This window comes from Streptomyces kryoterrae (genome assembly GCF_054072135.1).
This window is the reverse complement of record NZ_CM133358.1, coordinates 8,670,979-8,683,178: the sequence shown is the minus strand read 5'-3', so window position 1 is coordinate 8,683,178 and position 12,200 is coordinate 8,670,979. Positions and strand designations below refer to the sequence as shown.

The following is a 12,200-nucleotide window of genomic DNA, read 5'->3' as shown; positions in this document are numbered from 1 at the left end:
GCGCCCCAGTCGGGGCGCGGGTCTGCCCAACCGTTCAGCCCAGTAGTTCGGTTGCCTCCGCCAGCAGGACCGGCAGCGCCGGCAGCATGCGCCGGTGCATGTCGGTCAGGTGGTCGGCCTTGCGGCCACGCTTGATCAACAGAGCGGTGGCGGCCGACTCCTTGTACTTCGTCAGCGCCTCGAACCACCGTAGGTCCGGGAGCCGTTCGCCCCGCGCTTCCTCGTAGGTGTCGATGAGTTCGGCCTTGCCCGGCATGCCGGTCGGCTGCTCCGACAGGGACGCCGGGTGGTGGGCCTCGTCCGTGAAGAAGGTCAGCCAGGTGATGTCGACCCGCGGGTCGCCGAGCGACCAGATCTCCCAGTCGATGACCGCGTTGACGGAATCCGCGTCGCACAGTGTGTTGCCGAGCCGGTAGTCGCCGTGGGTGAACACCGGCATCAGCGCGGCGGGAACGGTCGCTCGCAGCCGGTCCTCGACCGCCTCGTAGCCGGTGCGCAGGTCTTCGGGGACCGTCGTGAAGGCCCGGGTCCAGCGGTTGATCTCAGCGCCGGGTGTGACCACCGGCTCCACGGCGAGGGCGGTCCGTTTGGGGTCCGCGCGGTGCAGGTGGGCGAGCATCCGGGCCGCGTCGAGGGCACGGGCCCGCACCTGTGCGGCGGGCAGTGCGCCCCGGGGCACGAGTACCGGCTCCACACACTCCCCGGGTACCAACTCCATGCCCACGAACGGCTGTTGGGCAGGGGGCGCGCCCTTCTCCCAGAACAGCACCTTCGGTACCCGTACGCCGGGCACGCCCGCCAGCACCTGCATGAGCCGCGCCTGGCGCAACACGTCCCGGTTGCGGACCGGTTGGAGGCCGGGCGGGGCAACTTTGAGGACGACACGCTCGTATCCGGCGGGGACACCCGACAGTTCGGCGACGTAGGTGAGGCTCGATGTGCCGCCGGTCAGCGGTTCGACCGACTCCACCGTGCCATCGGGAGCCCAGCCGCGCAGTGCCGTGGCTGTGCGCTGCGTCAACTCCGGTATCGGATCGGTGCTGTTGGCGACGGTGCTCATGGGCCGGTCTCTCATCCTTGTCGGCCGACGGCCTGGCGGCGGCGTACGTCGGTCAGCGGGTCAACGGTCGGCGGTCAGGGCCTCGACGATGTCGCGGCGCACGAGCTTGCCGGTCGGGGTGCGGGGCAGTTCGGGCCAGCGGGTGATGCGCTCCGGCGTCTTCGAGCCGCGCAGGGTGCCGCGCACCTGTGCGCGCAGGTCCCCGGCGTCGAGCTCCGCGCCGTCCCGGACCACGACCACGGCCTCGATGCGCTGGCCCCACTCCTCGTCCGGGACTCCGACGACGACCGCGTCCAGCACATCCGGGTGACGCAGCAGGACGTCCTCGATCTCGGCGGGCGCGATGTTCTCGGCGCCCCGGATGATCGTGTCGTCGGCCCTGCCCTCGATGTGGAGATAGCCGTCGGCGTCGATCCGCCCCTGGTCGCGGGTGTGGAAGAACCCGCGCTCGTCGACCGCGGAACCCTGCCCCGCGTACTCCCCCGACACCTGGTCGCCGCGCACCCAGATCTGCCCCGGCCGGCCGGGGCCGACGACCGCGCCGGACGTGTCACGGACCTCCAGCTCGACGCCCGGCACGGGCAGACCGGCCGAACCCAGCCTGGCCCGTACGGCGGGATCGGCGCTCGCGACGGCTGTCCGGTGCTCCTGCGGGCCCAGGACCGTGATGGTGGACGAGGTCTCCGTCAGCCCGTAGGCGTTCACGAAGTCGACGTGCGGCCAGGCGCGCAGCGCGGTCTCGATCACCCGTACGGGCATCCTGGCCCCGCCGTAGGCGAGCGCGCGCAGCGAGGGCACCGATCGGTCCAGGCCGTCGGTGTCCATGATGCGGGCGAGCATCGTCGGCACCACCATCGCGTTGGTGACGCGCTGCCGCCGTACCAGGTCCAGCCAGCCCTCCGGGGTGAACTGGTCGAGGCTCAGGGCGCGGCGCCCCGCGTACAGGTTGGTCAGCACGTTGGACACGGCGGCGATGTGGTAGGGCGGCACGCTCACCAGGGCCGCCTCTTCCGGGCCGGCGCCGGCGAACTCCACGGTGCCGAGTACGTACGACACCAGGTTGTGGTGGCGCAGGACCACGCCCTTCGGCGTCGAGGTCGTGCCGCTCGTGTAGATGAGGACCGCCGGGGACTCGGGTGACGGCTCCGGTTCCTCGCCGCCCGGAGCGGCCGCGGCCTCCGCCGCCCGGGTGAGCCACTGGTCCGGGCTGCGTACGGCGAGCCCTGCCCGGCGCAACGCCTCGCCGTGTTCCGGGCCGGCGATGCCCAGGGCGCGGGGGTGGTTGGCCAGCAGTGCGTCCAACTGCGCTTCGCCCAGGCGGTAGTTGACGGGGATCAGCGGGACTCCGGCGCGGGCCGCGGCGAACAGTGCGACCGGGAGGGCCGGGCCGTTCACCGCCAGGTACACGATCGCGTCGGCGTCGGCCGAGCGCACCAACCGCGCCCCGCCGATGGCCAGTTCACGTAGTCGCGGGGCGGTCAGTCCGTCGTCCGTGCGCCCGATCACGACACGGTCGCCGAAACCCTCGGCGGCCATGTCGACCAGCATCGATATGTTCATCGGCCGCCCCGCCTCAGTCCGAGGCCGGGAGCGGCTTGGCACTCTTCATCGGCATGGGGACGCCGTTCACCGCCAGCGTGCCCTGTCCCTGCTTGGTGCAGAGCAGTTCCAGGCCGAGGTCCTCGTCGGCGTACCGCTTGCCCAGCAGGGAACCGCCCATCAGGTCGGGGTCGGCGGTGCCGGTGGCTACGGGCCCCGGTCCGTTCGCCTCGGCCATGGCCGCTCCGCCGCAGGTGACCTCCAACTCCTGCTCTGGGCAGCGGACGACGATCACCGCCGTGGTGTCGACCGTACTGGCGAGCATCTGCCCCACACGTGGCCTCATCGCTGGTCCCTCCGCGGATCCTGTTCCGTTCCGATGCTTCCGTCCTGATGCCCGGAGACCATAAAAAAGTATACTACTTACCTCGATCACGTCGAGATGACGAACCAAGACAGCGCGACGAACGGAGTGCCGGATGGAACTCAAGACCGTCCTGTTCGAGGTGGCCGACCACGTCGCCACGATCACCCTGAACCGGCCCGAGGTCATGAACGGCTTCAACCAGCGGATGCTGGAGGAGTTCTCCGCCCTCTGGGAGACCGTCAAGACCGACGACGACGTGCACGTCGTCGTGTTGCGGGGCGCGGGCGAGCGGGCGTTCTGCACGGGCATGGACGTGAAGGAGGGCATCGACCGCCACCCCAACGTCTGGTCGCAGACCGACCCCGGCGAGTACCTCTCGCCGAAGCTGAACCAGGTGTGGAAACCCCTGGTCTGCGCGGTGCACGGGATGGCCGCCGGCGGCGCCTTCTACTGGCTCAACGAGGCCGACATCGTGATCTGCTCGGACGACGCCACCTTCTTCGATCCACACGTCAGCTACGGACTCACCGCGGCCCTGGAGCCGATCGGCCTCGCCCGGCGCATCCCGCTCGGTGAGGCGCTGCGCATCGCGCTGCTCGGCCTGGACGAGCGCGTGTCGGCGGCCCGCGCCCTGCAGATCGGCCTGGTCAGCGAGGTGCTCCCGCGTGCGGAACTGTGGGGCCGCGCCGACGGCATCGCCCGCGTCATCGCCGCCAAACCGCCCGCCGCGATCCAGGGCACCGTCCGGGCGATCTGGGAGTCGCTCGACTCGACGCGCACCCAGGCACTGCGCACCGGACTGTCGTACACACAGATCGGCAACCCCGTCGGCAAGGCCGAGGTCGACCGCGCCGATGTGCCCCGGCGGCAGTGGACACTGCGCTGACACTCCCCTAGCCTGAACAAAAAGAGTGCACTTTATAGAGTGCGCGATGGGGAGGCTTCCATGTTGTTCGGTATGCCCTGGCCCGGCCGGGACGTCGCGCGGGAGGCCGAGCCGGCCGGCGTCGGCGCCTTCTGCGCGGGGGAGTTCGTCGATCACGACGCCTACCTCACGGTGGCCGACATCGTGGCGAACACCGAACACGCCCTGGCGGGGCCTGCCATCGCCTACGCGTTCGCCCGCACCCCCTACGCGCACGCCACCGCCCTGCGCCAGTTGCACGCGCAGGCGCCGGGCCGGCTGTTCCTCGGTCTGGGCAGCGCCGCGTTCAGGATCAACCGGGACTGGCTGGGCGTGCCCGCCGAACGTCCCGTGGCCCGGATCGCCGAGACCGTCGGCGCGGTGCGGGCGTGGCTGCATGCGGAGAACGGCGAGAAGGTCAGCTACTCCGGGGAGTTCTACTCCCTCGACGCCGATGTCCGGGCGCCGGTGCTCGGCCGGCTGGACATCCCGGTCCTGCTCGCCGCGTTCAACACCGGCATGGCCGCGACCGCGGGCCGGGTCGCCGACGGTGTCGTCGGGCACGGGCTGTTCACCTCCTCCTGGTGGAACGACGTCGTACGGCCCTCGGTGGAGCGCGGTGCGGGCGGCGGCGACGCGGAGTCGCGTTTCCTCGAACACGGCTGGATCATCACGGCGGTCGACGACTCCGCGCCCGAGCGCGCCGTCGCGGACGCCCGCCGGATGATCGCCTTCTACCTCACGGTGAAGACGTACGACCCCTATGTCGCCCACCACGGCTGGGAGGAACCGGTCGCCCGGCTCCGCGCCGCGTTCCGGACGGGCGACACCGACGCCATGGCCCGGGCGGTCACCGACGAGATGGTCACCGAGATCGCCGTCTGCGGGACGACCGCCGAGGCGAAGGACACCCTCGCCCGCCGCGCCGGCTCACTCCCCCGCGACGTCGGCTACTTCGCGCCCCCGAGCTTCATGGTGAGCGGGCGGCGGCGGGCCGCGTACTCCCGGGCCGCCCTCGCCCTGATCGGCGCGGTACCGGACACACCGGAGGTACCGGAACGCCCCTGACACCCACACGCGGACGACCGGCCCCCGGAGCACGGACACTCACGCTCCGGGGGCCGGTCAATGCGCAACCGTCTGTCAGCCGCAGGCCAGGCGCGGTTCAGGCGTCCTGGGGAAGCGGCGCGAGCTTCCTGCTCTTGTCGAAGTGCACGACGTCGGCCAGTGTGCCGCCGAGGATGGCCGCACGGTCCTCGTCCGGGACCCCGTCGAAGTTCTCCGCGATGCACTCGGCGCTGTCGCGGAAGGTGCCCTCGGCGTGCGGGTAGTCGTTGCCCCACATGATCGTGGAGAGGCCGGTGATGTGGCGGGCCTTGACGGCCGTCGGGTCGTCCGCGAACTGCACGTGGATCTGGCGCCGGACGTACTCGGTGGGCTTGAGCGGGTAGGGCCACTTGTCGTTGATGGCGAACAGCCGCCCCATAGAAGGCTGTTCGGTCGGGGGACGGTTGTCGTCCCAGAAGCCGAGCCACCAGTCGGGGTCCTGGCCGGTGCCGGTCTTCCACGCCTTGTCCATGTAGCCCATGAAGGAGACCAGCCAGCCGGCCGTGTACTCGATCAGGTTGAAGTGCAGGTCGGGGAAGCGTTCGCACACACCGCCGCCGACGAGGCTGGCGATGATGCCCTGCGGACCGGCCACGGCCGACCCGACCGCGAAGCCCATGGTGCGGCCCGCCACCATGTCGTCGGTCAGGTTGCCCTTGCCCATGTTCATGGCGTTCATCAGACCCCGGACGGTCACCGCCGTCTCGGACACCGCCTCCTTGACCTTCACCCCGCCGGTGGCCACGTGGATGAAGACCGGCAGCCCGTGCGCCTGCGCCGCGGCCCAGACCGGGTCGTACTCCCGCGAGTAGAAGGGCAGCGGCGGGATCTCCGGCAGGAGGATCGCCCCGAGGCCCAGGCGTGCGATCCGTTCGATCTCCGCGACGGCCTCGGGCACGTTCGTGAGGGGGATCGCCGCCGTCGGGCGCAGCCGGTCCTTGTACGGCAGATACCGCTCGACCAGGTAGTCGTTCCAGACACGGGCGTGCGCCATGGACAGTTCGTGGTCGTCGGTGAACAGGACGAACAGCGACAGGTTCGGGAACATCACCGAGGCGTCGACGCCGTCGATGTTCATGTCCCGGATGATGTGCTCGGGATCGCCGTCCGGGGTCTCCCCGCCGGTCTGACGGTATTTGGAGATGGTCCAGCCGTCGAACCCGATGGTGTGCAGTTTCTTGAACTCCGTGTGCCCGCCCGGCACGATCGGCTCGTCGAGCGTGAACTCCTCTTCCCAGAGGGCCCGTTCACGCAGGTTCTTGGGGAGCCGGGTCTTGAAGAGATCGACCGGCTCGATGATGTGTGAATCGCCGGAGACGACGAATTCCTTGAACACAGGCGGTACCTCTTTCGAACATCGTTGTTCGCGCAGAATCCACCCCGCGGATGAGGCCGAAGTTACCTGTACCGATCGGTCTAGTCAATGATTCAGCATACGGATTAGCGGCCTGACTCATTCAAGAAGCCTGACAGGCGCCTGACTCAGGGCCGATCAACGCATCCCCTTCCCCTGCGCCTGCAATTAAGTACACTCAACTGCATGACGACGGCTTACTCGTTCTCTTCGCAGCTCTACATTGACGGGCGTCGCACGGACGGCGATTCGGAGGCGTCGCTCGCCGTTCGCAATCCGGCCACGGAGGAATTGATCGCCGAGGTCCCCCAGTCCTCGCTCACGGATGTGCGACGCGCCGTCGAGGCAGCGCGCCGGGCCTTCGACGAGGGCCCGTGGTCCCGGCTGAAGCCCGCCGAGCGGGCCGCGGTGCTGTTGCGCATGGCCGAGGAGATGGAACGCCGGCTCCCGGACCTCGTCGCCGTCAACATCGCCGAGGCGGGATCGGTCCGTCCCCTCGCGGAGGGCCTGCAGACCCGCGTGCCGGTGGCGCACCTGCGCGACATGGCGGAGCGGGTGATGCCGACGTTCGCCTGGGAGCGCCCGATGCAGCCCACCGTCGCGCCGGGCATCGGCATCTCCCAAGGGGTGCTGCGCCGCGAGGCGTTCGGCGTGTGTGCCCTGATATCCGCCTACAACTTCCCCTTCTTCCTCAGCATGATGAAGGTGATCCCGGCTCTCGCGGCGGGCTGCACCGCCGTACTCAAACCGGCGCCCGCGACCCCGCTGGAGTCCCTCCTGATCGGCGACTTCGCCGACGCCGCCGGGCTGCCCCCGGGCGTGCTGAACATCGTCACCGGCGACATCGAGGCCGGCCGCGAGCTGACCACCCACCCCATGGTGGACCTGGTCAGTTTCACCGGGTCGGACACCGTCGGGCGCACGGTCTACGCCCAGGCCGCGGCCTCCCTGAAGAAGGTCGTCCTCGAGCTCGGCGGCAAGTCGGCCAGTGTCGTCCGCGCCGACGCCGACCTCGACGGCGCCGTACGGTCCGCGCTCGCGGGCATCACGACCCACGCCGGACAGGGCTGCTCGCTGCTGACCCGCACGCTCGTCCACGAGTCCGTCCACGACGAACTGGTCGCCCGGCTGGGCGAAGGGCTCGCCGCCGTCAGGGTCGGCGACCCGGCGGACCCGGCCACCACCATGGGCCCGCTGATCAGCGAGGCCCAGCGGGACAAGGTCGAGAAGCTGATCCGGGTCGGCGAGGAGGAAGGGGCCCGGATCGTCCACGGCGGCAAGCGCCCGGCGGGCCTCGACCGGGGCTACTTCGTGGAACCCACCCTTTTCACCGGCGTCGACAACGGCATGACCATCGCGCGTACGGAGTTCTTCGGACCGGTCGGCGTCGTCATCCCGTTCGCCACCGACGAGGAGGCGGTCCGGATCGCGAACGACAGCCCGTACGGCCTCGCCGCCGCCGTGTGGAGCGCCGACACCGTGGCCGCCCACGAGATCGCGTCGCGCGTCCGGGCCGGCGGGGTGACGATCAACGGCGGCAGCGCAGGCGTGAATCCGCGGGCGGCCTTCGGCGGATACAAACAGAGCGGACTCGGCCGGGAGTGGGGCGAGTTCGGGCTCGACGAGTATCTGCAGACCAAGACGGTCAGCTGGGCGGCACGATAGCGCTCCGCTGGAAGGGCGGTCATGAATCTGCGGGCCGGGGGGCCTGGTCGCGCAGTTCCCCGCGCCCCTTTCGGGGCGCGGGCGCGCCCGAATTCAGCAAGGCCCCTCAGGGAGCGCACCGCCCGCCAACACCTGCCTCGTCCTCCGACGAGGCCCGCCCCCGAGGAAGCACCCTCACACCGTCAGCACCATCGCCGATCCCATCCCCCCACCCGCGCACATCGCCGCGACCGCCGTCCCGCCACCCCTGCGGCGCAGTTCGTGCGCCAGGGTCACCACCATGCGGGTGCCGGTGGTCGCGATCGGGTGGCCGAGGCTGCATCCGCTCCCGAACGGATTCACCCGCTCCGGGTCGAGGCCCAGTTCACGAGTCGTGGCCACGGCAACCGCCGCGAACGCCTCGTTGACCTCGAAGAGGTCGACGTCCTCGATGCCGAGCCCGGCCCGGCCGAGCGCCTTGCGGATCGCGGCGATCGGCGCCAGCCCCGTCTCGACCGGGTCGACGCCGACGCTCGCCCAGGACCGTACGGTCGCCAGCGGCGTCAGTCCGTGCGCGGCGGCGACATCCGAACCGGCGACCACGACCGCCGCCGCACCGTCGTTGATCCCGCTGGAGTTGCCCGCCGTGATGGAGAACCCCTCGATCTCGGGGTGCAGCACCTTCAGCGCGGCGAGCCTCTCGCCGGTGGTGTCGCGCCGGGGATGCTCGTCGATGTGAAAGACCGAGGTCGCGCCGTCCCTCCCCGTGACCTTCACCGGCACGATCTCGTCGTGGAACCGGCCCTCGTCGATGGCCCGTACGGCCCGCTCGTGCGAGCGCAGCGCCCACGCGTCCATCTCCTCACGGGTGAGGCCGGCCAGCCGGGCGGTGTTCCAGCCGACGAGGACACCCATGTCGTTGTTGGGGGCCTCGGGCGTCGGAACGTGGGTCGGCGCCATCCAGGGGTCCTGCCAGTCGTCGGTGCCGGGGATCCGCCACCGGGACACCGGCGCCGTGGACGACGAGTGGGTGCCGCCCGCGACGACCACGCGGTCCATTCCGGCCCGTACGCTCCCGGCGGCGGTTGCCACACTGGCCAGCCCGGAGGCGCAGTGCCGGTTGTGGGCCAGTCCGGGTACGTGGGTCAGTCCGGCCTGGAGAGCCGCGTACCGGGCGATGTCCCCGCCCCCGGCGAGGGACTCGCCGAGGACGACGTCGTCGATCGTCTCCAGCGGCAGCCCACTGCGGTAGGCGGCCTCGCGCACGACGACGGTGGCGAGTTCGAAGGCACTGGTGTCACGCAGGGTTCCCCGTCGGGCGGTTCCGATCGCGGTACGGCACGCGGAGAGAAGCACGGCATCAACCATACAATTGAGAGTACTTAAATACGAGAGAGATCAACAGCCTCTCCGTGGATCCTCCTGGAAATCGGCGGTCAACCGCCGATCATCGGTCGCACATCTCGACCCGATTCAGAAAAGAGGATACCTTGTTCGGGTGAACTTCGAGCTCAGCGAAGAGCAGAGCATGCTGCGCGAAGCCTCGCGCGACCTGCTGGCGGACCGGGCCCCGATCGAGCGCGTACGGGCGTGGCTGGACCGCGACGAGGACGTCGACCCCGAGGTGTGGCGGCTCACCGCCGACCTCGGCTGGCCCGGGCTCGGCCTGCCCGAGGAGTACGACGGCAGTGGCCAGGGACTGGTGGAACTCGCCCTCGTCGGCGAGGAGTTGGGGCGCGCCCTCGGGCGGGGTCCGTTCGCGCCCACCGCGATCGTCGGCCGGGCACTCGCCGCCGGGGGCTCACCCGGCCTGCGGTCCGAGGTGCTGCCCGTCCTGGCCGCCGGATCATCGTGGGCCACCTGGGCGTTCGCCGAGCCGCGGGCCCCGTGGTCCCTCGACGGCGTCCGTGCCACCGCCCGCACAGACGGGAGTGTGTGCGTCCTCGACGGGGCGAAGACGGCGGTGCAGGACGCCGGCGGCGCCCGCTGGCTGCTCGTCACCGCCCTGCACGAAGGCGTCCCGGCCTCGTTCCTCGTCGACCGCGACGACGCGGGCGTCACCGTCCGCCGCCAGCGCACCCTCGATCCGACGCGCGCGTTCCACGAGGTCCGTCTGGACGGCGTACGCGTCCCGCGCGACCGCCGCCTCACCGGCGGTCCCGCCGAGATCCAGCGGCTGCTCGACGAGGCGTCGGTGCTGCGGTGTGCCGACGCGCTCGGGGTGATGCGGCGTCTGCTGGAGCTCACCGTCGAACACACCACGACCCGTGTGCAGTTCGGGCAGCCGATCGGCACCTTCCAGGCCGTCAAGCACTCCGCCGCCGACATGGCGCTCCTCGTGCACGGCGCCCGCGCGGCCACCCACTACGCGGCGATGGCCGCCGACGCGGACACCGACGACGCGGCCCGCGCGGCCTGTGCCGCCGCCTCGTACATCTCGGCGGGATCCGGCGAGGTCGCAGCGCGGGCACTCCAGCTGCACGGGGGCATCGGCTTCACCTGGGAGCACGACCTGCACCTTTATCTGCGCCGGGCCAGGGCCGACAGCGTCCTGTACGGCGACGCGGCCGTCCACCGCGACCGTCTGTGCACCCTCCTGCGGCCCTCCCCCGCGACCGCGTCCTCCTGAGCGAGTAGAAGCGCGAAGACCCGAAGCAGACCCGAAAGGTTCCCGATGGAGATCAAGGGCAAGAAGGCCGTGGTGTTCGGCGGCGCGTCCGGTATGGGCCGGGCCACTGCCGAGCTGCTCGCGGCCCGCGGCGCCGAGGTCGCCGTACTCGACCGTCCGGCGTCGGCGGGCGCCGAGGTCGCCGCCGCGTTCGGCGGGAGCTTCCATCCCGTCGACGTCACCGACTTCGAGGCGACGGAGAGCGCGCTGAGCGACGCCGTGGAAGCCCTGGGCGGGCTGCATGTGTCGGTCACCACCGCGGGCGGCGGCAGCGTACGGCGCACACTCGGCAAGGACGGGCCGCACGACCTGGAGACCTTCCGCCGGGTGCTCGACCTCAACGCCGTCGCCACCTTCAACGTCAGCCGGCTGGCCGCCGCGCACATGAGCCGCAACGAGCCCGAGGAGCCGGACGGTGAACGGGGCGTCATCGTCAACACGTCGTCGATCGCCGCCTTCGAGGGGCAGATCGGCCAGGTCGCCTACTCGGCCGCCAAGGCGGCCATCGCCGGCATGAGCCTCACCATGGCCCGCGACCTCGGCTCGCTCGGTATCCGCGTCGTCGCCATCGCACCCAGCCTGTTCGAGACGGGCGCCACCGAGAGGATCCCCGCCGAGGTACGGGCCGCGCTGGTCAAGGACGCCGCGTTCCCCCGCCGCCTCGGCCACCCCGAGGAGTACGCGAAGCTCGCCCTCGCCGTCGTCGACAACCCCATGCTCAACGGCCAGTGCCTCCGTCTGGACGCCGGCCAGCGATTCGGACCGAAGTGAGGTTCTGATGCCGGAACAGACAGAATTCCAGGGCAAGGTGGCCCTCATCACCGGAGGCGGCCGGGGCTTCGGCAAGGCGTTCGGCGAGGCCTTGTCCGGCCTCGGCGCGCATGTCGTGCTCGCCGACATCGACGGCGGCGCCGCCACCGAGGCGGCCGCCGAACTCACCGCGAAGGGCCTGAGCGCGACCGGGGTCACCTGTGACGTCGCTGACGAGGGCGAGGTCGGCGCGGTGGTGAGCGGGATCGTCGAACAGCACGGCGGACTGGACGTCCTGGTGAACAACGCCGGCCTGCACGCCGCCTACAACAGGCCGTTCACCGAACTGGGACTGGCCAAGGTAAGGCGAGTTCTCGACGTCAACGTCATGGGCACCGTCATCTGCACGCTCGCGGCCCACCAGGCCATGCGGGGCCGGCCCGGTGCCTCCATCGTCAACATCTCGTCGTCGGCGGCCTACGCGAACCGAAGCATCTACGGCGTGTCCAAGCTGGCCGTGCGGGGCCTGACGGTGTCGTTCGCGCGGGAGTTCGCCGCCGACGGCATCCGGGTCAACGCGATCGCGCCGGGTCTGATCCTCACCGACGCCGTACGGGCCCAACTGTCCGCCGCCGAGGCCGAACGCGTCCTGGGCGAGCAGATCCTGCGGCAGGAGGGCCGGGAGCAGGACATCGTCGAGGCGCTGCTGTATCTGGTCTCGTCGAAGGCGTCCTTCGTCACAGGCGAGACGCTGCGCGTGACAGGCGGTTTCGCGCTCTCCGTCTAGCCCTGCTTCCCCGTCGACAC

At 70.8% G+C, this 12,200-nt stretch carries 11 protein-coding genes; 6 read left to right on the top strand and 5 right to left on the bottom strand.

What is annotated here, in order from left to right; genetic code table 11:
- Positions 1-34 precede the first annotated feature (34 nt).
- Genes ACW4TU_RS38640 through ACW4TU_RS38630 form a run of 3 tightly spaced genes read right to left on the bottom strand, consistent with a single transcriptional unit; the run spans position 35 to position 2,945 of the window.
- The gene (locus ACW4TU_RS38640; protein ID WP_457421106.1) at positions 35-1,060 is read right to left on the bottom strand and encodes a phosphotransferase family protein; all 1,026 of its coding nucleotides are present in this window, start codon (positions 1,058-1,060) and stop codon (positions 35-37) included.
- A 60-nt stretch (positions 1,061-1,120) separates the two neighbouring features.
- The gene (locus ACW4TU_RS38635) at positions 1,121-2,620 is read right to left on the bottom strand and encodes a class I adenylate-forming enzyme family protein (protein WP_457421104.1); all 1,500 of its coding nucleotides are present in this window, start codon (positions 2,618-2,620) and stop codon (positions 1,121-1,123) included.
- A gap of 13 nt (positions 2,621-2,633) precedes the next feature.
- Positions 2,634-2,945, bottom strand: a complete 312-nt coding sequence (locus ACW4TU_RS38630) for a hypothetical protein (RefSeq protein ID WP_457421102.1) — start codon at positions 2,943-2,945, stop codon at positions 2,634-2,636.
- 133 nt (positions 2,946-3,078) lie between these two features.
- Here ACW4TU_RS38630 and ACW4TU_RS38625 point away from each other — a divergent pair, with 133 nt between their 5' ends.
- Positions 3,079-3,852 carry an enoyl-CoA hydratase/isomerase family protein gene (locus ACW4TU_RS38625; protein ID WP_457421100.1) on the top strand — a complete coding sequence of 258 codons (774 nt, stop codon included), beginning with the start codon at positions 3,079-3,081 and terminating at the stop codon, positions 3,850-3,852.
- A 60-nt stretch (positions 3,853-3,912) separates the two neighbouring features.
- Entirely contained in the window at positions 3,913-4,938 is a 1,026-nt protein-coding gene (locus tag ACW4TU_RS38620) for an LLM class flavin-dependent oxidoreductase (RefSeq protein ID WP_457421098.1), read from the top strand.
- A gap of 97 nt (positions 4,939-5,035) precedes the next feature.
- On the opposite strand, the gene ACW4TU_RS38615 is transcribed toward ACW4TU_RS38620, so the two are convergent.
- On the bottom strand, positions 5,036-6,313 hold the full coding sequence (locus tag ACW4TU_RS38615; RefSeq protein ID WP_457421096.1) for an amidohydrolase family protein: 1,278 nt from the start codon (positions 6,311-6,313) through the stop codon (positions 5,036-5,038).
- Positions 6,314-6,517: 204 nt separating this feature from the next.
- On the opposite strand from ACW4TU_RS38615, the gene ACW4TU_RS38610 reads away from it, so the two are divergent.
- On the top strand, positions 6,518-7,996 hold the full coding sequence (locus tag ACW4TU_RS38610; protein ID WP_457421094.1) for an aldehyde dehydrogenase family protein: 1,479 nt from the start codon (positions 6,518-6,520) through the stop codon (positions 7,994-7,996).
- 174 nt (positions 7,997-8,170) lie between these two features.
- Here ACW4TU_RS38610 and ACW4TU_RS38605 read toward each other — a convergent pair whose 3' ends face one another.
- Positions 8,171-9,343, bottom strand: a complete 1,173-nt coding sequence (locus ACW4TU_RS38605) for a thiolase family protein (RefSeq protein WP_457421092.1) — start codon at positions 9,341-9,343, stop codon at positions 8,171-8,173.
- A gap of 130 nt (positions 9,344-9,473) precedes the next feature.
- Here ACW4TU_RS38605 and ACW4TU_RS38600 point away from each other — a divergent pair, with 130 nt between their 5' ends.
- Genes ACW4TU_RS38600 through ACW4TU_RS38590 form a run of 3 tightly spaced genes read left to right on the top strand, consistent with a single transcriptional unit; the run spans position 9,474 to position 12,180 of the window.
- Positions 9,474-10,604: an acyl-CoA dehydrogenase family protein gene (locus tag ACW4TU_RS38600; protein ID WP_457421090.1), complete on the top strand. Its 1,131-nt coding sequence runs from the start codon at positions 9,474-9,476 to the stop codon at positions 10,602-10,604.
- 45 nt (positions 10,605-10,649) lie between these two features.
- Complete coding sequence (locus ACW4TU_RS38595; protein ID WP_457421088.1) at positions 10,650-11,414, top strand: SDR family NAD(P)-dependent oxidoreductase; 765 nt, start codon at positions 10,650-10,652, stop codon at positions 11,412-11,414.
- Between the two features lie 7 nt (positions 11,415-11,421).
- Positions 11,422-12,180 carry an SDR family NAD(P)-dependent oxidoreductase gene (locus ACW4TU_RS38590; protein WP_457421086.1) on the top strand — a complete coding sequence of 253 codons (759 nt, stop codon included), beginning with the start codon at positions 11,422-11,424 and terminating at the stop codon, positions 12,178-12,180.
- Positions 12,181-12,200: the final 20 nt, after the last annotated feature.

Excerpts from the sequence above, each read along its gene's own strand:
- ACW4TU_RS38640 (WP_457421106.1), bottom strand. The coding sequence starts at position 1,060 with ATGAGCACCGTCGCCAACAGCACCGATCCGATACCGGAGTTGACGCAG.
- ACW4TU_RS38620 (WP_457421098.1), top strand. The coding sequence starts at position 3,913 with ATGTTGTTCGGTATGCCCTGGCCCGGCCGGGACGTCGCGCGGGAGGCC.
- ACW4TU_RS38595 (WP_457421088.1), top strand. The coding sequence starts at position 10,650 with ATGGAGATCAAGGGCAAGAAGGCCGTGGTGTTCGGCGGCGCGTCCGGT.
- ACW4TU_RS38630 (WP_457421102.1), bottom strand. The coding sequence starts at position 2,945 with ATGAGGCCACGTGTGGGGCAGATGCTCGCCAGTACGGTCGACACCACG.
- ACW4TU_RS38625 (WP_457421100.1), top strand. The coding sequence starts at position 3,079 with ATGGAACTCAAGACCGTCCTGTTCGAGGTGGCCGACCACGTCGCCACG.
- ACW4TU_RS38635 (WP_457421104.1), bottom strand. The coding sequence starts at position 2,620 with ATGAACATATCGATGCTGGTCGACATGGCCGCCGAGGGTTTCGGCGAC.
- ACW4TU_RS38610 (WP_457421094.1), top strand. The coding sequence starts at position 6,518 with ATGACGACGGCTTACTCGTTCTCTTCGCAGCTCTACATTGACGGGCGT.
- ACW4TU_RS38605 (WP_457421092.1), bottom strand. The coding sequence starts at position 9,343 with ATGGTTGATGCCGTGCTTCTCTCCGCGTGCCGTACCGCGATCGGAACC.
- ACW4TU_RS38590 (WP_457421086.1), top strand. The coding sequence starts at position 11,422 with ATGCCGGAACAGACAGAATTCCAGGGCAAGGTGGCCCTCATCACCGGA.